Source organism: Sulfitobacter sp. 1A12779, from assembly GCF_043557315.1.
Classification (GTDB): Bacteria; Pseudomonadota; Alphaproteobacteria; order Rhodobacterales; family Rhodobacteraceae; genus Sulfitobacter; species Sulfitobacter faviae.
The window spans coordinates 104,296-123,148 of record NZ_JBIFFU010000010.1 but is presented as its reverse complement, the minus strand read 5'-3'; the positions used below and the strand labels follow the sequence as shown (position 1 = coordinate 123,148).

General features: G+C 61.7%; 17 protein-coding genes. 6 read left to right on the top strand and 11 right to left on the bottom strand.

Annotated features, from left to right (window positions below):
* Nucleotide 1: 1 nt before the first annotated feature.
* The 3 genes from ACGYLQ_RS13265 to ACGYLQ_RS13255 all read left to right on the top strand — a co-directional run bounded on the left by ACGYLQ_RS13265 (nt 2) and on the right by ACGYLQ_RS13255 (nt 3,041).
* A complete protein-coding gene (locus ACGYLQ_RS13265) occupies nt 2–523 on the top strand; it encodes a TRAP transporter small permease subunit (protein WP_027264331.1) in 522 nt (173 codons plus the stop codon).
* A gap of 10 nt (nt 524–533) precedes the next feature.
* Nucleotides 534–1,841, top strand: coding sequence for a TRAP transporter large permease (locus tag ACGYLQ_RS13260; protein WP_027264332.1), 1,308 nt, complete (start codon nt 534–536; stop codon nt 1,839–1,841).
* A gap of 66 nt (nt 1,842–1,907) precedes the next feature.
* A complete protein-coding gene (locus tag ACGYLQ_RS13255; protein WP_027264333.1) occupies nt 1,908–3,041 on the top strand; it encodes a C4-dicarboxylate TRAP transporter substrate-binding protein in 1,134 nt (377 codons plus the stop codon).
* 68 nt (nt 3,042–3,109) lie between these two features.
* Here ACGYLQ_RS13255 and ACGYLQ_RS13250 read toward each other — a convergent pair whose 3' ends face one another.
* The 8 genes from ACGYLQ_RS13250 to ACGYLQ_RS13215 form a co-directional block, all read right to left on the bottom strand.
* A complete protein-coding gene (locus ACGYLQ_RS13250) occupies nt 3,110–4,255 on the bottom strand; it encodes a thiolase (RefSeq protein WP_027264334.1) in 1,146 nt (381 codons plus the stop codon).
* Entirely contained in the window at nt 4,252–4,647 is a 396-nt protein-coding gene (locus ACGYLQ_RS13245; RefSeq protein ID WP_027264335.1) for a Zn-ribbon domain-containing OB-fold protein, read from the bottom strand. The genes ACGYLQ_RS13250 and ACGYLQ_RS13245 overlap by 4 nt, the downstream gene beginning before the upstream one ends.
* Nucleotide 4,648: 1 nt before the next feature.
* Nucleotides 4,649–5,425, bottom strand: coding sequence for an SDR family NAD(P)-dependent oxidoreductase (locus ACGYLQ_RS13240; protein ID WP_027264336.1), 777 nt, complete (start codon nt 5,423–5,425; stop codon nt 4,649–4,651).
* Between the two features lie 60 nt (nt 5,426–5,485).
* Nucleotides 5,486–5,899: a PaaI family thioesterase gene (locus ACGYLQ_RS13235; RefSeq protein WP_036051569.1), complete on the bottom strand. Its 414-nt coding sequence runs from the start codon at nt 5,897–5,899 to the stop codon at nt 5,486–5,488.
* A gap of 1 nt (nt 5,900) precedes the next feature.
* Nucleotides 5,901–7,868 (bottom strand): TRAP transporter fused permease subunit, encoded by a 1,968-nt coding sequence (locus ACGYLQ_RS13230; protein WP_027264338.1) that lies wholly within the window; start codon nt 7,866–7,868, stop codon nt 5,901–5,903.
* A gap of 68 nt (nt 7,869–7,936) precedes the next feature.
* A complete protein-coding gene (locus ACGYLQ_RS13225; RefSeq protein ID WP_027264339.1) occupies nt 7,937–9,082 on the bottom strand; it encodes a TAXI family TRAP transporter solute-binding subunit in 1,146 nt (381 codons plus the stop codon).
* Between the two features lie 49 nt (nt 9,083–9,131).
* Complete coding sequence (locus tag ACGYLQ_RS13220; RefSeq protein ID WP_027264340.1) at nt 9,132–10,358, bottom strand: acyl-CoA dehydrogenase family protein; 1,227 nt, start codon at nt 10,356–10,358, stop codon at nt 9,132–9,134.
* Between the two features lie 16 nt (nt 10,359–10,374).
* The gene (locus tag ACGYLQ_RS13215) at nt 10,375–11,487 is read right to left on the bottom strand and encodes an acyl-CoA dehydrogenase family protein (protein ID WP_027264341.1); all 1,113 of its coding nucleotides are present in this window, start codon (nt 11,485–11,487) and stop codon (nt 10,375–10,377) included.
* Nucleotides 11,488–11,807: 320 nt separating this feature from the next.
* On the opposite strand from ACGYLQ_RS13215, the gene ACGYLQ_RS13210 reads away from it, so the two are divergent.
* Both ACGYLQ_RS13210 and ACGYLQ_RS13205 read left to right on the top strand, forming a co-directional pair.
* The gene (locus tag ACGYLQ_RS13210) at nt 11,808–12,290 is read left to right on the top strand and encodes a MaoC family dehydratase (RefSeq protein ID WP_036051571.1); all 483 of its coding nucleotides are present in this window, start codon (nt 11,808–11,810) and stop codon (nt 12,288–12,290) included.
* Between the two features lie 97 nt (nt 12,291–12,387).
* Nucleotides 12,388–13,143, top strand: coding sequence for an IclR family transcriptional regulator (locus tag ACGYLQ_RS13205; RefSeq protein WP_237267661.1), 756 nt, complete (start codon nt 12,388–12,390; stop codon nt 13,141–13,143).
* Nucleotides 13,144–13,183: 40 nt separating this feature from the next.
* On the opposite strand, the gene ACGYLQ_RS13200 is transcribed toward ACGYLQ_RS13205, so the two are convergent.
* The 3 genes from ACGYLQ_RS13200 to ACGYLQ_RS13190 are packed head-to-tail and all read right to left on the bottom strand — an operon-like array spanning nt 13,184 to nt 16,817.
* Nucleotides 13,184–14,332: an acyl-CoA dehydrogenase family protein gene (locus ACGYLQ_RS13200; protein ID WP_027264344.1), complete on the bottom strand. Its 1,149-nt coding sequence runs from the start codon at nt 14,330–14,332 to the stop codon at nt 13,184–13,186.
* Nucleotides 14,329–15,387, bottom strand: a complete 1,059-nt coding sequence (locus tag ACGYLQ_RS13195; protein WP_027264345.1) for an acyl-CoA dehydrogenase family protein — start codon at nt 15,385–15,387, stop codon at nt 14,329–14,331. The genes ACGYLQ_RS13200 and ACGYLQ_RS13195 overlap by 4 nt, the downstream gene beginning before the upstream one ends.
* On the bottom strand, nt 15,387–16,817 hold the full coding sequence (locus ACGYLQ_RS13190) for an MmgE/PrpD family protein (protein ID WP_027264346.1): 1,431 nt from the start codon (nt 16,815–16,817) through the stop codon (nt 15,387–15,389). The genes ACGYLQ_RS13195 and ACGYLQ_RS13190 overlap by 1 nt, the downstream gene beginning before the upstream one ends.
* Nucleotides 16,818–17,326: 509 nt before the next feature.
* On the opposite strand from ACGYLQ_RS13190, the gene ACGYLQ_RS13185 reads away from it, so the two are divergent.
* Nucleotides 17,327–18,754: a hypothetical protein gene (locus ACGYLQ_RS13185; protein ID WP_027264347.1), complete on the top strand. Its 1,428-nt coding sequence runs from the start codon at nt 17,327–17,329 to the stop codon at nt 18,752–18,754.
* The last annotated feature ends 99 nt before the right edge of the window (nt 18,755–18,853 follow it).

The window sequence follows — 18,853 nt, the reverse complement described above, 5'->3', positions numbered from 1 at the left end:
GATGGAAACAGTCATTGCACGACTTGGCAGGGTGTCGCGGATTATCACCTATATTGCGACTGCCCTGGCGGCCCTGATGATGGTCCACGTCACGCTCGATGTCATCCTGAGCCAGTTCATCGCCGAGCCCCTGCCGGGCACGGTGGATTACGTGTCGTATTATTACATGGTCGGGCTGGTCTTTCTGCCGCTTCCCTTCGTCGAATACACCAACGAGCACATCAAGGTCGACCTGATCCACGATCTGCTCCCGACGGGGGCGAGGACCGCTCTCGACATGCTGGCTCTGGCGCTGTCTGCGGTGTTCTACGGGCTGCTCACCTGGCAGACCTGGATCGATGCCGTCGAAAAATACCTCATCGGCGAGCAATCCATGGGCATGGCGGCGGTGACCGTCTGGCCCGGTCGCTTCTGTCTGCCTCTTGGTGCGGGGCTGATGGTTCTGCTCTTGCTGGCCAAGCTGATCCAGAGGCCTTTCACCGACGCTGGCATGGCCGGCCCCAATCACGACATGTACGAATAGGAGTGGAACGGTGAGCTTTTTCCAGATCGGCCTTTGCGGCATCGTTTCTGTCATCCTGCTGGTCTTGCTGCGCGTTCCGATCGCGGTCGCGCTGGGTATCGTGTCCTTCTTCGGGTTCTGGGCGATGCTGGGAAGCGGCGCGGCTTTCGGCCTGCTGACGGCGGTGCCCTATGATTTTGCCGCGCACTGGACCCTCAGTTCGATCCCGATGTTCCTGTTGATGGGATACGTCTGTTACCAGACCGACATCACGCGCGGGATCTTCAAGGCCGCCCGGGTCTGGCTGTCATTCCTGCCGGGCGGGCTGGCGGTCGCCAGCGTGGGCGGCGCGGCGCTGTTTTCGGCGGCGGCCGGCTCCAGCCTGGCCTGCGCCGCGGCAATGGGCCGGATCGCGGTGCCGGAAATGCTGAAGCGCGACTACGATCCCGGGCTGAGTACCGCCGTGGTTGCCGCAGCCGGCACCATGGGGTCGCTCATCCCGCCGAGCATCCTTCTGATCATCTACGGTATTTTTGCCGAGGTCGCGATCAGCAAGCTGTTTCTGGCCGCGATCGTGCCGGGCGTACTGACGATGCTGGGGTACTGGGCCGTGATCATCGTTCGTGTGTGGATCAATCCCGCGCTCGCGCCGTCGCTCGACGAAAGCGCGACATGGTCCGAACGGCTGGAGGCCCTGAGCGAGACATGGCCCGTGATCTTGCTGGTGGTGGGCGTTTTCGGCGGTCTGTTCACCGGGATATTCACACCCACGCAGGCCGGGGCTGTCGGGGCGGCGTTGTCCTTCGTGATTGCGGCGGCGCGCGGCACCCTGAACTGGAAAGTTTCCAGGATCGCGCTGATGGACACTGCAAAAATGACTGCGGCGATCTTCATCATCGCGGTCGGTGCCAACCTGTTTTCGAGGTTTCTGGCGATCAGCGGTATCCCCGAAGCGATGACCGACCTGGTGATTGATATGGGGGCCAGCTATGTGATGCTGGTTTTCGGCACGGCCGTGATCTTTTGTCTGCTGGGCATGATCCTCGATCCGCTGGGCATCCTGCTGCTGACGCTGCCGATCCTTCTGCCGATCTACGAGGCGAACCATATCAGCCTGATCTGGCTGGGCGTGCTTGCAACCAAGCTGGTCGAGATGGCTCTGATCACCCCACCGGTGGGGCTGAACGTGTTCGTGATCAAGGGCATCGTCGGTGATGCGGTCCCGATTTCACTGATTTTCAAGGGTGTTTTGTGGTTTTTGGCTGCGGATGTGGTGGTCCTGATCATCATGGTCGCCTTTCCCGAACTGATCATGTTCCTGCCAGAGCTCGGCAACTGATTTGGCCATCCCGGCCGTGACGAACCCCGCGCAATAGCGGGGTCTTGAAAAAGAGGAGGAGACCACATGAAACTGACCAATGCGTTTGCCGCGCTGGCGGCGACGACCGTTCTAGCGGCGACACCGGCCCTGGCCGAAAAGCGGGTGACTATATCCAACTGGACGTCACCCAATCACGCGACATCGCGTGGCCATGCCGCCTTTGCCGAAATGACCGAATCTGAATTTCCGGATGCCTTCGACTTCAAGCTGTTTGCCGGCGGCGCCTTGCTTGGCCCCAAGCCAACACTGTCCGGCCTGCGCGACGGCGTCGCCGATGTAGGTCTGCTGGCGTTGACCTATTTCAGGTCGGAAATGCCCTATGCGCAGCTCGTCGCCGATCTCGCTCTTTTGGGCGAGGACCACTATGCCATGGCCGGCGCGACCAGCGAATTCGTGATGCTGCACTGCCAGCCGTGCAAGGACGAGTTCGCAAAGAACGGCATGGTGGCGCTGAGCGGGATCAGCACTGCGCCTTATGTATTGCTGACCACCAAGCCGATCGTCGAAATCAGCGATATGCAAGGGGTCAAGCTGCGCACGGGCGGGTCGGTCTGGGACCGCTGGGCGACACGCCTTGGGGCAGAGCCGGTAAACGTGCCGTCGAGCGAGATGTACGACACGATGAGCCACGGTGTCGTCACCGCTGCGGTGCAGCCGGTCGGTGCGCTCAAGGGGCACAGTCTGATCGAGGTTGCCAAGCACCTGACGGAGTTGCCGTTGGGCACCTATCATTCCGGTTCGATCTTTGCCGCCGGCCCGAAATTCTGGATCTCACTTTCGCCGGAGCAACGCGAGCAATTCGTCAAGAACATACCCGAGGCCGTGGCGCAGACCGAGGTGTACTACGAAACCGACGATCTCGACGTGCTGAAAGAGGCGGGTGGGCTTGGCCTGCAGGTACACCAGCCGTCGCCTGAGTTTCTTCAGGATCTCATTGATTTCCGCACCGCCGATCTTGAAGAGATCGCCCGCATCTCGCGCGAGGAACGCGGCATCGAAGATCCGGAACCGCTGATCGCAACCTATCGCGAGCTGATCGAGAAATGGCACGGTCTGGTTGAGCCGCTGCAACCGATCCGGGACAATCATCAGCCTTATGCAGACCTTCTGCGTCAGGAGATTTATTCCAAGATCGACTTCGCAACCTACCCGAACTGAGCCGTTTCAGGCCTGAATACACAGCGGCCCTTCGCAAGAAGGGCCGCTTCATTGCTTCCTTCGTCTGTTCAGAGGGTGGCTTCGGTGCCCAGGATATTCGTCACCTGACTGGACAGGACACCGCCGTTGCCGTGGGCCAGGGCCAGTTCGGCACTGCCGATCTGGCGATCGCCAGCATCGCCGCGCAGTTGCCGCACCGCCTCGACCAGCGTGAAGATGCCGTACATCCCGGGATGCACGCATGACAGGCCGCCACCATTGGTATTGACCGGCAGGTGGCCGCCAGGCGCGATGCCGCCGTTCGCCACAAACGCACCGCCTTCGCCTTTCTTGCAAAAGCCCAGATCTTCTAGAAAAAGGATCACATTGATGGTGAACGCGTCGTAGAGCTGGACCACGTCGATGTCCGCGGGTTTGACACCCGCCATGTCCATGGCCGTTCGCCCTGATTGCGCAGCGCCGGTCACGGTCAGGTCCGCCATTTCGGAGATGTCGCGGTGCGTCGTGCCCTCGCCGCCGCCCAGCAAATACACCGGAGGTCTGGGGTGATCCTTGGCCGTCTCGGCCCGGCGCATCACAATCGCGCCACCGCCATCGGTCACAAGGCAGCAGTCGCGCACCCGCAGAGGGTCGGAAACCGGCCGCGAGGCGATGACATCCTCGCGCGTCAGAGGATCGCGCATGAAAGCGTCGGGGTTCTTTTGGGCCCAGGCCCGGGCCGCCACCGCCACGTCGGCCAGCTGTTCGCGCGTTGTGCCGAATTGCGTCATGTGACGGTCTGTGGCCAGCGCATAGGACGACAGCGGGAACAACGGTCGGTAGGGGGCCTCGTAGGTCGGCAGGCCAAGCGCAGTCATCAGCTTGCCCGAGGCGGTGCGCTGGTTCGATCCGTAGCAGATCAACACGGTATCAGCGAGCCGCAATTCGAGCAGCATCGCGGCCCAGAGCGTGTGCGACAGGAACGACGAGCCGCCCATGCGGTTGTTCATCGTGAACCTGGGGTTCAAGCCCAATTCCTGCGCCAGTGTAAGACCCGACAGCATATCCAGCGGCTGGCAGGTGGCAACGGCATCGACCTCGCCAAGTGCGATCCCCGCATCGGCAAGCGCGCCGTGCACCCCCTCGATTGTGATCTCCATCGAGCTTTTGCCATGGGCCTCGCCGCAGCCTGCCAGCGCTGCACCGACGATGGCGGCTTTTCCCCGTAAACTCAATTTGCTTCTCCTTCTGGCCGGAAAACCACGGCGGGGTCACCTTCGGCGCCTTCGCCGATCGACGCGGTTACTTTCAGCCCGGCGACAATCTGGTCATGCGCGATACCGTCGATGCGCGACATCATTCGTACCCCTTCCTCCAGGTCCACCAGAACCACGTTGTAATCGCCGCCTCGTTCCGGTTTTCGGCGCACGACCGTTCGCGCATAGACGGTGCCCCTCCCGGTTGGCGCGAACCATCCCAGATCCGCGCTGCCGCAGGCCGGACAGATCACGCGCGGATGGAATACATGGGTGCCGCAGCCGCCACATTTCTGAATCTCGAAGACGCCCTCGGCCAGCTTCGCGGCGAAGACGGCGTCCGGCCCTGGGCCTTGTCCAATGCCGGCCATCTCAGAACCCGATGTGGAAGCCACCGTTCACGCTCAGGTGCTGGCCGGTGATATAGGATGCCGCGTTGGACAACAGGAAACAGACGGGCTGCGCGACTTCTTCAGGGGTGCTCATCCGTCCCATCGGAATCTGCGCCATATACCTGTCGGCGAATTTTTCAGAGCGGATGGTCTCAGTCATTGGTGTCTCGACCATTCCGAAACAGACTGAATTGACGTTGATGCGGTAACGGCCCCATTCACGCGCGGCGCTCATTGTCAGGCCCAGAACCCCGGATTTTGCCGCGCCATAATTGATCTGACCGATGGTGCCGCGACGCCCGGCATCGGATGAGATATTCACGATGGCACGGCGCGCGGCGCTTTCGGGGTCTTTTTCGACCCGGTCCTTGTAATAGGTCCCCACGGCCTGAAGGCAGGCGAAGACACCGGTGAGGTTCACGTCGATGACCTGTTGCCAGGTGGCCCGGTCCATCTTGTGGATCATCGCGGCGCGCACGATCCCGGCGTTGTTCACAAGCCCGTTGATGTCGCCGAATTCGTCGAAGGCGAATTTCACGAGCTTCCCGGGAAAGTCCGGGTCGGCCACATTCCCCACGATGGCGCGGGCATTGCCACCGATCTGTTCGGCGGTTTCCTTGACGCCGTCCTCGTTCAGATCGTTCACCACGACCTTGGCGCCCAGCTCTGCCGACAGCGCCGCCACACCGCGGCCGATACCCTGTCCGGCGCCTGTGACGATAACCACTTGATTGTCCAATGCCATCGGGTTGATCATTTCTGTCTCCTTTTGTCCTTCGTTTGTTTGGTCTCGCTCACCATCGGTTCACTCAGGTGGTCACGACGGTGGTGCGAGCCGCTTGATCACGGCATCGCCATGGGCCAGATGGTGCCCGTCCTGATTGAAGATCTCGCCCTGTACAAAAACCAGTTTGCGTCCGCCCCCGACAATGCGCGCGCGGGCCGTCAGCGTGTCTCCTTCGGTCGCCGGGGCGACGAAACTGGTGGTAAGCGAAAGCGTAAGGCAGCGATGACCTGGGCGGCCATCCCCCGCGTAGGCCGCGCAAAAGGTGACCGCGTTGTCCAGCATGGTCGCGTAGACACCGCCATGCACCGAAAAAGCGCCGTTCAGGTGATCGCGTCCGATGGCCAACCGCAGCTCGGCTTTGCCATCGGACCACGAGACGAAGCGCACGCCGAGCAATGCGTTGAACGGGGCGGGGATGTCCGGTCTGCCGTCTTGTGCGCTCATATTACGCTGTCTCCTGCTTGGCCGAGACCATCACCAAAGCGACAGCCACTGCCGCCATAGCGGCACCTGCGCCCACCGCGCCGAGGATCGGAACCGCCAGACCCGCGTTCGAGGGAAAGGCGAAGGCCAGACCGGCAATACCAAGAAGGACGCGGGCGATTGTTCCTGGCAGTCCGGTTTCGATCCGCCCGACGCCAAACAGATACCCCTGAATACCGGCGCAGATCAGCAGAATGCCGAGACCGGCGCGCAGAACCGTAAGCAGGCTTTCGAGTGGACCGGCTTGCAGGATGAACGCCGGATCAAGGACGAAGAAGAAGGGAATTATATAGACGATGCTTCCAAGCTTCATCGCTTCGAAGGCCGTCGCAAAGGGTTTGGCCTGGGCGATGGCCGCCGCGGCGAAAGCCGCGAGCGCGACGGGGGGGGTGATATAGCTCAGCATGCTCCAGTAAAGGATAAATAAATGGACGCCGATCGGATCGAGCCCGCCGGCGACCAGGGCGGGTGCCAGCGACACCGCCAGAATCACATAGGCGGCGGTCACGGTCATGCCCATTCCAAGAATGAAACTGGTCAAAGCCCCCAGCAGCAGAAGCAGAAAGATGTTGCCGCCCGCGATGAACAGCAGATCGTTCGAGATCGTCCCGGACATCCCGGTCACCGCCAGTCCGCCGACGATCAGCCCGACCGCCGCAAGAATGGCAACAAGTTCGACGAACAACTGTCCCGTGGCGATCAGAAAATTCATCAGCTCCTTTCGCCCCCAGCGTGATTTTGAGAGCAGCTGGTTCAGGACAAGAAGCAGCGCGGTCGCATAGAATGGAGCGATCGCCTCGCGCTTGAGGTAGAGCAACATCCAGATCAGCAGCCCGAAGACGGCGAGAAAGTACCAGCCTTCGCGCAGCACCTTGCCGATCCTGGGAAGGTCGGCGCGCGGAACGCCTTTCAGTCCGTTGCGCGCCGAGTATGCGTCGATTTGTGCGAACAGGCCGAAAAAGTAGAACAGCGAAGGAAGCACCGCCGCCACAACGATGTTGGTGTAGTCGGTCGCCAGGAATGTCGCCATGACAAAGGCCGTGGCGCCCATGATAGGGGGCATCAGCACCGCCCCCGTCGACGCCGCCGCTTCGATCCCCGCCGCATAAGTGGGCCTGAACCCCACCTTTTTCATCGCTGGAATGGTAATTGATCCGGTCGTCAGCACATTGGTGATCACGCTGCCGCTCATCGAACCGGTCAGCCCGCTGGTCAGAACTCCTACCTTGGCCGGCCCGCCCCGGACATTTCCGAGCGCGGCAAAGGCGATGTCGATAAAAAACGGACCTGCGCCGGTATGTTGCATCGCAACGCCGAAGATCATGAACCCCACGACAAGATTGACAAAGCTGCGCATCGGTATGCCCAGCACACTTTCGCCGCTCATCGCGTGGAAGATCGCCGTTTCGACGGGCGAGCGCTGGAAGCCCTGGATCGGGCCGGGCGCATAGTTGGCGATCATGGGGTAGATGGAAAATACCAGGATTACCGCGAACAGCGTCCAGCCGCCGGTGCGGCGCGCGGCCACGAGCAGCAGGAACCAGAAGGCGAAGCTGGCGATCACGGCATTAAGAGGAGCGGCGAAATCCCACCCTTTGTTCACCACGCTGCGCCCGTAGTAGGCAAAGAAGGCGCAGGTGATCAGGGCCAGCAGGGCCAGAAAGTAATCCCACCATCGCGTCGATCCGTAAGGATCTGACTTTGAACAGGGAAAGACAAGGAACACCAGTGGCAGCGTCAGCAGAAGCATCACGTAGAGGTAGTGAATTTCAAGCAACCGGACGTTCATGAAGAAGCCCAGATTGAACAGATGGTTGACCGACGCCGCGGTCAAAAGCAGCGCCGAGACGACGAGCGACCAGCGAACAAACGCGGGCAGGGTGCCCATACCGGTCGGTTGCGCCGGCGCTTCCTGTGTTTCCTGTGCCATGCCCGTATTCCAGTTTTGTGCTGCGTTGCTTTGTGCAAGGCGCCTGTGGGGCGCCGCGCTGTGTCGCATCAGCGGAAAAAGACTTCGTGGCCGGCCGCTTCCAGTGCGTCGGCACGGGCTTTCATCCATGCAGCGGCAAATTCTTCTTCACCCTCTGGAGCGTCCCCGACAAATGTGCCCCAGGCCCGCAAGAGCACCTCTTGCCGTTCCACCAATTTGTCCTGGTTTGCCTGGGCTTCCGGTGTCCACAGACCCTTTTCCTTGAAGTAGGCAACGCTGCCATCGCTCCATGGCATCACCCAAGACAGGATCTGGCGATCAATCGCATACGCATTGGCACCGGGGGCGGCATCCTTGTAATCGTCGAACCCTGCGTCAAGCGCGGCTACGATGTTGCGCACCTCGGTGGAATCCTGATCGGAGTTAGTGACCAGGATCGGATAGGGGTACTGCGCCATGGGCAGTGGGGAGGCAGGGTCGATGCCCGGCCCCACAGACACCATATGCGGTGTCACGAAGGGCGTTACGCTGGTGTAGCGTTCCCATGCTTCTGTCTGGTCCGCGGGTGTTTCAAGCCATTTCAGGCCGCGCGGGCTTGACTCGATCTGGTAGTTTACGGTGGTCGTCGTCAGTGCAAAGGCGGCATCCACACGGTCTTCGAGAATGCCCTGGAGCGTGTTCACATAGCCCGAGAATTCCACTGCCTCCACGTCGTCCCATGTCAGGTCCGCAAAGGCCAGCAGCCCCTCCATGTTGACATCGATCGCCGGCGAACTGACGGCGCGACCGACCCGTTTGCCCTTGAGGTCCGTAATCGTCTCGATGCCGGCATCGGCCGCGACGGCGACACCCAGACCGTAGTCGCCGACAGCCTGAAGCACCGCGCGGATCGGCTGCGGGCCCCATTCAGGCGCAGCAAAAAGGAAAACCCCTTCGGCAGCGAAATAGGAGGCGATGCCGCACAGGCAATAATCGACCGTCCCGTTTTTGAGCGGCGTCATCCGCGAGACGTCGTTTCGCCCCGGAAGCACGCGGACCGTCGATCCGTATTTGCTGCGCATCATGTTGCCGATGGCTATGGAATGCGCATGACCGGCCGATCCCGTGTCATAGGCCGACCAAGCGATCACGTCAGGCAGATCGATGTCTTGCGCGCCAGCCGAGGTGGCCATTGCCAGGCATGCGGCAGCGATCCCGGTTATCTTGAACTTCATGATATTCTCCTCCTTGTTGGTCGTTGGTCCCGGGTGGCGCCCATTCAGATCAAAGCTCTGAAAACGCGACATCCTTGTCGACGCGTATTTCAGGCGGCAGCCCGAGAATGCGTTCGCCAATGATCGTGCGCTGGATCTCGTCCGATCCCCCCGCGATCCGGTTGCCCGGCGCGGTCAGGTATTCGTTTCGCCAGCGCGCCACGTCATCCCCGACCTTGGCTGATATGCCCGCCGAAGTTCCCGCCAGATCCATCCCGAAAGCGCCCATTTCCTGCCGCAGCTTGCCCAGCAACAGCTTGCCGATCGAGCCCTCTTCACCCGGTGCCTGGCCGCGCGAAAGCGACGTCATGACCCGGTAAGAGGTGAATTCCAGTCCGCGTTGACGCGCGATGAAATCGGCAATGCGCGCGCGCACCTCGTCGTCCTCGATGGCCGGGCGACCGTTCCGTTCGACACGGGTAGCCAGATCAATCAATTCCTCGGCCCGCGCACCGCCACTGGCCCGGCCGACGGAAATACTGAACCGTTCGTTCATGAGTGTGGTCAGCGCCACTTTCCACCCTTCGGATACACCGCCCAAGCGGGCGCTGTCTGGCACGCGCAGGTTGTCGATGAACACTTCGTTGAAACTGGAGCTGCCCGAAATCTGGCGAATAGGACGGGTTTCGATGGCCGGGTCGGACATGTCCACAAGGAACATGGTCATTCCCTTGTGCTTGGGCACCTGTGGATCGGTGCGCGCCAGCAGGATGCCGTGAGTGGAATAATGCGCCCCCGAGGTCCAAACCTTCTGACCGGAGATCACCCATTCGTCGTCTTCGCGGCGTGCACGGGTGCGGATACCGGCCAAATCGGACCCGGCGGCGGGTTCGGAAAAAAGTTGGCACCAGATGTCTTCGCCCGTGAGAGCCCGGGGCAGGAATCTTGTTTTCTGGTCTTCGGTGCCGTGGATCATGACCGTAGGCCCGACCAGCCCGATCCCGATCAGAAAGACGTTGGGCGGGACGGCGTAGCGCCCTTCCTCTTGATTCCAGATCACTTGCTCGATCGGAGTGGCGTCACGCCCACCGAAAGCACGGGGCCATGTCAGCCCCGCCCAGCCTGCGTCGGCCTTTCGTGCCTGCCAGTCGCGCGCACGGGCAACTTCGTCGGCGTCGCGGGCCATGAAATGGTCCTGGGCCTTTTCGCTTCCATTGCGGCGGGTCGCGGTGGCATCAAGCCAGTCGCGCGCCTTGGCGCGGAACGCGGCTTCTTCCGGGCTGTCGCTGAAATCCATCTGCACTTTGTCCTTGTCAGTTCGCGGCCCTTTGGCCGTCCGCCAGATTGCAAAGCAGCCGCTCGCGCCACAAATCGGCCAGGCCGAGTTCGGCCTTCAACTGCCATCCTCGCCGCAGAAACAAATGCGGGTCGGCCGCCCAGGTGAACCCGATCCCACCGTGAAGCTGCACCGATTCCTCAGTGGTGAATTGCACTGCATCGAGAGCCGCGAGGCGTGCTACCGCCGCCGCTTCGGACAGCCGTTCATCCCCGCTCGCCAGCGCCCAGGCGCCGAAAAAAGCATTGGACCGTGCCAGCTCGATCTTGGCGAACATGTCCGCGAGCCGGTGCTTGACCGCCTGAAAACTGCCGATCTGGCGTCCGAACGCCTGCCGCTCGCAGGCATAGTCTCTGGTCAGGAAAAGCGCCCGCTCGGCCAGGCCGATCTGTTCGAAGGCGGCCAACACTGCGGCGCCGTCCAGAAGAGTCCGGATCGCTGCGGGATCGGACCCGGGAAGCAGTTCAACCGGCGTGTCGTGAAAGACGATCTCGGACGTCGGACGGGTGCGGTCGATCGCATCCAGCGCGCTGATCGACACCGAGGGGTCCGAAAGATCCGCCAGATAAAGGCGCGCGGTGCCGCCTTCGTCCAGGGCGGCGACGATCGCGAATGACGCATCGGATGCGAACGAAACTGGCGATTTCCGTCCCGAAAGGCGATCCTGCAGCACTTTTGCCGAGACCCGTTCCGGTGCAGACCCTCCATCCTCGGCAAGCGCGACGGTAACGATCATGCGGCCTTCGGCGATCCGGGGAAGCAGATTTTCCCTTTGGCTTTGCGTGCCCAAGTCCTGAATCGCGGGGATCGCCAGGCCAAGAACCGGGCCAAAAGGTATGGCGGCCAGGCTACGGCCGATCTCTTCGGCGACAATGGCCAGTTCGATCGCCCCCATCGCCGCCCCCCCGTAGTCTTCGGCAATTGCAAGGCCCAGCCATCCGCCGTCCGCCAAGGCGGTCCAGGTTGCGGAATCGAACCCGTCGGCAGCCTCAAGACAGTCATGCGCCACCGCGAGAGTGGCGTGATCGCTCAGCATTCGTGCCAGCGTGTCGCGTATGGCATCGTGTTCGTCGGAAAAGCCGAAATTCATGCTGGTCCTCTTCGGGTCATGGCATTTGGCGCCTGTTCACAAAAAGGTAAGGTACGCGTTCGGTATGTCCCAAACGCTATCCGGCACCAGCCGCGTAAAACCACATATGTGCTGTGGCGTGGAAAAAGGGGCCACTGGAGCGAAGAATGCGATTCATCAAGAATGTGCTCAATCGACGTGAAAGCCGCAAAAACGAGGCAGTCGATTGATTGCTGCGGAGCTTGCCGCCTAACGTGAAGGAACCGGGGCGTGTTCCGGGCGCAGGACAGATGTGGCCGAACCCTCTCAGAAAATGGAACTGATCAAGGGAATTGTGCGAAATGGAAACTGTAGGACTCGGGTTTTGTTATGAAGATTTGCCAGTGGGGCGCAGGTTTCGGACCATTGGCCGCACCGTCACCGAAACCGATATCACGAATTTTGTAAGTGTTACCGGCATGCTTGAGGTCTTGTTCATCAATCGTGACTTCCGAGAGAAGGAATCCAATATCCCCGGTTTCGCCGCGCCCGGTGCGCTGGTCTATACCTTTATGGAAGGGCTCTTGACCCAATCCACAATGCAACATACCGGCTTTGCCTTTCTGGACATGGAACTGAAGGTCATGGGGCCCACATTTGCCGGGGACACCATCCATTGTGAGGTCGAGGTAACAGAATCGCGCCGGTCGAAGAGCCGTCCGAACCGCGGATTGGTGCGGACGCGAAACAAGGTGTTCAAGCAAACCGGAGAACAGGTATTGGAGTATACGCCGTTGCGGATGATCAAGGCCCGCATGACGGATAAAGAGCCAGGAAAGGCATAGGCCTGTTCCGGATAGCGGCACTGGAGACATGACTATGAAAACCGCGCAATCTGGCCCAGCCGAAGCCGCCGGGCGCACATCGGAAGGGCCCCGGTCCTTGACGCGTATCCTTGCGTTGTTCGATCTTTTGGCGCGCTGCAAACGTCACATGTCTCTTTCGGAACTCAGCATCGCGATTGATTGCCCCAAGAGCAGTTTGCTGGTGCTGCTTCGGCCCCTCACCGAGAAGGGGTATCTGATGCGCGAGGAAGACAATTACTTTCTGGGTCCGAGGATTTTTCAGTTCGCCCAGTCAATTCTGACCAACCACCCGTTCGAATCGGTCCTGCGCGGGGTGATGAATGATGTGGTTAACCAGACCGGTGAAACCATCCTGTTTGCTGTCCGGGACGGCGAGAAAGTCATTTATTCGTCGGTCATCGAAAGCCCCCAGCCCGTTCGGTATGTCGCCCAACAGGGGATCAACCGGCCATTGTTCTGTTCGGCATCGGGGCTGGTCATGCTGGCCTTTGACACGCAGCAGGAACTGGACGATTATTTTCGGCGCACTGAATTAAAGCCGCTGACGCCTAATTCGATCACCGATGAAAATGAACTGCGCGGGTTAATTTCGGAGATTCGCAAAACCGGGTATTCCAGTACAGCTGGAACCGCGCATGTAGATGCAGCGGGGTTCGGGGTTCCGGTCTTTCGCGCCGACGGACACTTGGCAGGAGCATTGGTGATTGGTGCTCCTCTGGAGCGCGCCAAGCGTAACAAGAAGCGATATGTTGCCGCTGCCAAAACGGCCGCTGAACAGCTCTCCCGAGCACTCGGCTATCGTTCGGAGGTTGGGGAAACCGGCCGGCACTAGACGTGTGCCGCCCGCCGTTGTTGTCATTCCGCAGGCGGGATCATCTCAGTCCGAGTCCCCGCGCAATGATACCGCGAAGAATTTCGCGTGTGCCGCCGCGCAACGAAAACGACGGAACGGCGAGTTCGGTATACGCCAGAACAGCCGCATAGCTATCGCTCCCGCCAGGCACCGCCGGGCGCGACACAAGACTTCGGGCCAGGCGCGGAATGTCCTGTTCGAAAAGCGCTCCCAGATCCTTGACAATGGCAGCCTGAAGTGACGGGTTCTCTCCTTCGTTCAACATTCCGGCCACCGATCGTGACATCTGCCGCAGCACCATCAGATGCGCGGACAAACGGCCAATCTCGGCCTGCTGCGCTTCGGTTGCGTCGTCGCGCAGCAATCGGATCAGTTCCTCGATCAGGGCAAACGACGACAGGAACCGCTCGGGGCCGCTGCGCTCGAACGCCAGTTCGCTCATGACCTGCGACCAGCCCTCGCCCTTTTCGCCCAGCAGCGCATCGGAGGGCAAAAAGGTATCGTCGAATACCACCTGGTTGAAATGATGCTCACCGCCCAAGTCGATGATCGGGGTGATCTGAATGTTGTCGGTGGCCTTGAGATCGACCAGAAATTGGCTCATCCCGCCGTGGCGGTCGTCGCTCTTGCCGGTGCGGCAGAACAGGATCATGTAATCGGCGACATGCGCATAGGTCGTCCAGACCTTCGTGCCGTTGATCCGGAACCCCCCGTCGACCTCGGTGGCCATCGTGCGCGTCGCCGCCAGGTCCGAGCCGGAATCCGGCTCGCTCATCCCGATGCAGAAACACAGTTCGCCCGCGGCGATGCGCGGCACGATCCGGCGTTTCTGATCGTCGGTGCCCTTGGCAAGTATGAGCGGACCGCTCTGCCGATCTGCGATCCAGTGCGAAATCACCGGGGCACCGGCGGCCAGTAGCTCTTCGGACACGACATACCGCTCAAGCGCGCTGCGCGCATGGCCGCCGTATTCCTTTGGGAAGGTCATGCCGACCCAGCCGCGCTGCGCCAGCTTTCGTGAAAAATCACGGCTGAACCCATTCCACGACTGCGCGCGTTTTATGGGCGGGAAATCGGCCAGTTCGTCGGCCAGGAACGCGCGGACCTCTTGCCGGAGGTCGTCATAGTCGGCGCCGGGCGGGGGGGGAGAAAAAGCGGTGAGGGTCATGCCTGGGTCCCTTTTGCAGCGCTGTCTGTGATGAAATGCCAGAAGGTGTCGTGGGGGCTCGACAGGGCGGCCCGCCCAAGTTCCCTGGTCCAGTCAAGCTCGGTGCCGAACTCGTCACGCCAGCCCCAAATCCGTTTGGTGAAATGGTGAAGCGCGTGTTCCTGGGTATAACCGATGGCCCCGTGAATCTGGTGGGCCAGGGCCCCGACCTTCTCGGCCGCTTCTCCGGCGCGGGCCTTGGCGGCGGCAACGGCCAGCGCAAAGGCCGGTGTGTCATAGCTGCCGGCCGCCATCTCGGCGGCCGTGCGCGAGGCTGCGGTTTCTCCGGCCATTGTCGCAAGATTGTGCTGGATCGCCTGGAACCTGCCGATTGGCCGTCCGAACTGCACCCGGTCGTTGGCGTATTGAACGCTCATCTTCAGGATGGTCTCCATCGCCCCGGTGGTGGCAAGACTGCGGATAAGTGCACCAAGCCCGCGCATCCCTCCCACGGGTCGTGGCAAGGGGGTGACATCGGTCTCTGTCAGGGTATAATCGAGTTCGATGTCGTCGCGTGGCATCCCGGCAAAATCCTGCGCCGGGTCAACGATCAGATCCTTCACCGGCAGGGACAGGACGTGATCGACACCGTCCAGGACGCCAATGGTCACGATCCGGTTCGCCCAGCGGGCAAAGGGCACCAGTGTCAGATGCCCGCTCGCATGGATCTTCTTGCCGCGCCGTTCCAACCGCAGCGCTTCGCCTTCGGCGATGGTCAGCCTGCCACCGGGAAGGGCCATATTCGCGGCCGCCAGAACGGCGTTTGCGATCAGGGTTTCAGCCAGAGGCAAGGGCAGGCCATGCGCCCCGACAATACGCACAAGACCGAGCGCCTCGGCCGGTGGCACGCCGAAACCGCCTGCGTCCTCTGGCACCAGCGCCATGGTTAACCCTGCCTCCTCGATCTGCGTCCAGAGCGCCTCGGGGCATTGTCCCGAGGCGGCGTCTTCGCGCATGCGGTGGGTGACATGGTCGCGGAACAGTCGCTCTGCCATGTCATGAATCATCGATTCCATCAGACGGTCCTTTCAGACGGTGTTTGATCGGCGCTGGACATTTCCTTCACGGGCTTGTCCTGCCGCGCATGGTTTTTTTGCCCGTCGGGGGCCGACGCCTCTCGCAGTGGCGGCAGATGCAGCCGCGTGCGCAGATCCCGGCGGAACGCACTGGCAGAGGGCGCCGCGCCCCCGTCCCTGCGATATTTTCCGAGGCAATCGGCGATTTTGTCGCCGATCGCGGCAGGGGTTGCCGGATCCGAGGGAGAGCCGGGGTGCGCCGCGACCGAGGTTTCGGCCAGGGTTACGTTCCCTTTGCGCAGGCGGACATGGACCGTCCCATGGTCCACGCCAGCGTGATCCCGCCCCGCTTCCGGCATGGTTTGGATATGCACCATGTCCATAAGCCGGCGCACCGCGGGGCGATGGGGGCTGTCCCCTTCGAAATCCACCAGCCCGACCTGGCCCTGCTGCAGGGCCACGGCGAGCGTATAGGCGGCACAGAACTTGGCCTGCATTCCATCTTTGGGGTCGGTGACATGCAACGGGACCATGACGCTTTCGGGCACTGTCATTTCAATCACCGATCCTTCGGGCACCGCCTCGCCGCCGCGTTCGGCGTGAAGGTGCCGCCCGGCGGCGATCATCCTGTGGGTGAGGTAGCAGCAGGGATACAGCTTGCGGGACACCGTGCCCAGATCGATCCGCGGTTCCACCGCTGCGGGGTCGGCCGCAATCCCGTCCGGGCCGGCATAAAGGTCGAAGAAGCCGCGCGCCGCGAAGATGTCCGGGGCGCCCGTGATGCCGGCCTCGGCCATCCGGGTGGCCCGCAATCCGACAAGGGCGGCGTTTCCGGCCTGGATCGGTTTCGCCATGGCGCCGAAATTGATCTGCATTCCCCCGGCCAGCGACGCGGCCAGGGACAGGGCGTTGCGGACTGCGTCGTCGTCGAGCCCAAGCTGATGCGCGACCGCTGCCGCCGATGCCAGAACCCCGATGGTCGACGTTGCGTGCCAGCCCTTGTTGTAGTGGCCAAAACCCAGGATCTGACCGAGCGCGACATTGACGGCTGTTCCGACCGCAAGCGCGGGGGCAATGCGGCCGGCCGTGTCCGGCCGGACATCCACGGTGGCCAGCAGCGCCGACACGATTACAACACTGGGATGGGTGACGCTGACCGTATGGACATCGTCGAAATCGAGCGCATGACCGGCAACCGCGTTCAGGAACGCGGCCTGTTCGGGACTGCCACCTTCAGCAGCTCCTGCCGGGACTGCCGGTCCGCCCGCGTCAAGCGCCGCCAGCCGGCGAACCACCGGTTCATGCCACCCGCCATAGATGGCGGCTATGGTATCCTCAACGCAAAGCGCGGCCTGCTCGGCGTCTGCAACGCTCAGCCGGTGCGGCGCGGCGACGAACCGCGACAAACGGATGGTGAAATCGCTGATCATCCACTTCTTTCTCTGACACTGCATATTGCCTCATCAAGGCGGGCGCTATCAACTCTCGGCCCCACTCTTTCGCACATATGTGTTGGAGCGGGATGCTTGCGTTGTGATCCTTGCTGCCGTTGGATATTCTGGGTGCTCATCCTTCCTCTGTTTCCGTGCAGGATCGGGCGTTGGACGTGACCGTAGAACTTCGGAAAGAAGAACAGACGTGGTTGAGGGTATCGGCGTGAAAAGTCGGGCAGACAAGCACGCATGTGCGGAGAGACATTTCGAGGCATCGTTGTGTCATTGACCGCCAGACGATGTATCCTCGGAGGCCCGGAACCAAGGCGGTCAGTGCCACCACAAATCCGGGCTAGTCCGCCCTGCGCCGACAAGATGAGCACCTTGTGTGTCCTTGCCTGTGAATGGGAAATTGTCGGCATCGCATTTCCGCCGTCGTGCCATGAAAGACCGCATCTGCCGTTGCGTCACAGACACAACGAGCGCCTTCGGAAAAGGGGGGGCAGATGTCGCCTGTCGAGCGCCTGAAACGTTCCGGCAAGCGCAACAGGTTTACGGCCATTTGTCTGCTGATTTGTCTTGGCGCTGCCATCATTCAGGGTGTCTTGCCCTCCGCCGTCGCGTCCATCGCTGCCGCGCCGTTTTTCTGCATCTATCTTGCCATTTCGTCCCGCTACATCGCCCGTGTCGGATGGGTGCTGCTTTTCTTCTCGCTCGCGATCGCCCTTCTGGCGCTGGCCAATGGAATCGACCCCGGCATCTTCGTCCAGGCGGCGGGGCGCGTCGTGTTCCTGTCCGCTCTGCTGACGGCTGTCGCCTTCCTGCGCATCGCGGCCACCCAAGACCCGATTGTCGAGGTTGCCGGTGAATTCCTGACACTGCAGCCGCCGACCCGTCGCTACGCCTCTCTGGGTGCGGGCGGGCATCTGTTCGGGGTGCTTCTAAATCTCGGCGGGCTTGGGGTGATGCTGGAGATCATAATGAAAGGGCTGGCGGCGCATCGGCACGAGATGGACGAATTCGTGTTCCAGGCTCGCAAGCGCAGGATGGTGAGCGCCTGTATGCGGGGGTTTTCCTCGATCGCGTTCTGGACGCCGTTCGGAATCGCTCTCAATCTGATGATTCTCACAATACCGGGGCTCGAATGGACGACCCTGGCGCCTTACGGGATTGCTCTGGCCGGGATTCTGTTTCTTCTGGGATGGCTGTTCGACACGGTGGAATGGTGGCGCCCGCCCTCGGCGCGCGGCCGGGCACCGGCCCTGAGCGGTGACTTGCCGGACTGGAGCCCCTGGGCCGTCCTGATCGTGTCCGGGCATGTGCTTTTTTTGGGCGCCGCCGTGGTCACGCTGGACCGGTTGACCCAGTACAGTTTCCAGACCGTCCTGATCACCATCGTGCCGATCTATGCGCTGCTCTGGTCGGTTATGCGCAGCGGCAGTGGCAGCCTTGCCGGTATATCGCGCCGGTTTGTGACCCAGGCACCGGGTTTCGCGACCGAAATGAGCGTCATCGCGTCGGCGGGGTTCATCGGCCTCGTCGCGCTGGAGGTCGTTCCGGTCGAATGGATTGCCGACCATCTTGGCTGGATCGCAACGCGGCCTGTGCTGACCGTCGTGCTGTTGATCATGACGGTGTTTCTGACGGGGCTGCTGGGCGTGCATCCGATGATCTCGGTGGTCCTGCTGGCAGAGGTGGTCAACCGCGTCGGCGTGGAAGGTTTGTCGCCGCTTGCTCTGGGCCTTGCACTGGCTGGTGGCTGGAGCAGCATCATCTGCATGGGACCGGCCATCACGGCGGTGGTCTACGCCTCCTCCATCGTGGGCGAGCGGCCGCTGACCATCGGCTTGCGGTGGAACGGGATCTTCGGTGTTGCGAGCATCCTCCTCATCACGCTCATCGTTGGCGGCGGTGTCGCGGCAGGGTGGTTCTGACCGGTCTCAATTGCCTGTCAGGAACCGGGCGCAAGCATTTCCACATATGTGTTCGATCAGGCTTTGCGCTAGTCGGAAGGTGATGGACCCCATAGCGTC

Bases quoted from the DNA above. Each gene is read 5' to 3' on its own strand.
- ACGYLQ_RS13265 (WP_027264331.1), top strand. From the start codon at position 2: ATGGAAACAGTCATTGCACGACTTGGCAGGGTGTCGCGGATTATCACC.
- ACGYLQ_RS13255 (WP_027264333.1), top strand. From the start codon at position 1,908: ATGAAACTGACCAATGCGTTTGCCGCGCTGGCGGCGACGACCGTTCTA.
- ACGYLQ_RS13245 (WP_027264335.1), bottom strand. From the start codon at position 4,647: ATGGCCGGCATTGGACAAGGCCCAGGGCCGGACGCCGTCTTCGCCGCG.
- ACGYLQ_RS13240 (WP_027264336.1), bottom strand. From the start codon at position 5,425: ATGATCAACCCGATGGCATTGGACAATCAAGTGGTTATCGTCACAGGC.
- ACGYLQ_RS13235 (WP_036051569.1), bottom strand. From the start codon at position 5,899: ATGAGCGCACAAGACGGCAGACCGGACATCCCCGCCCCGTTCAACGCA.
- ACGYLQ_RS13230 (WP_027264338.1), bottom strand. From the start codon at position 7,868: ATGGCACAGGAAACACAGGAAGCGCCGGCGCAACCGACCGGTATGGGC.
- ACGYLQ_RS13225 (WP_027264339.1), bottom strand. From the start codon at position 9,082: ATGAAGTTCAAGATAACCGGGATCGCTGCCGCATGCCTGGCAATGGCC.
- ACGYLQ_RS13220 (WP_027264340.1), bottom strand. From the start codon at position 10,358: ATGGATTTCAGCGACAGCCCGGAAGAAGCCGCGTTCCGCGCCAAGGCG.
- ACGYLQ_RS13215 (WP_027264341.1), bottom strand. From the start codon at position 11,487: ATGAATTTCGGCTTTTCCGACGAACACGATGCCATACGCGACACGCTG.
- ACGYLQ_RS13210 (WP_036051571.1), top strand. From the start codon at position 11,808: ATGGAAACTGTAGGACTCGGGTTTTGTTATGAAGATTTGCCAGTGGGG.
- ACGYLQ_RS13200 (WP_027264344.1), bottom strand. From the start codon at position 14,332: ATGACCCTCACCGCTTTTTCTCCCCCCCCGCCCGGCGCCGACTATGAC.
- ACGYLQ_RS13195 (WP_027264345.1), bottom strand. From the start codon at position 15,387: ATGGAATCGATGATTCATGACATGGCAGAGCGACTGTTCCGCGACCAT.
- ACGYLQ_RS13190 (WP_027264346.1), bottom strand. From the start codon at position 16,817: ATGATCAGCGATTTCACCATCCGTTTGTCGCGGTTCGTCGCCGCGCCG.
- ACGYLQ_RS13185 (WP_027264347.1), top strand. From the start codon at position 17,327: ATGTCGCCTGTCGAGCGCCTGAAACGTTCCGGCAAGCGCAACAGGTTT.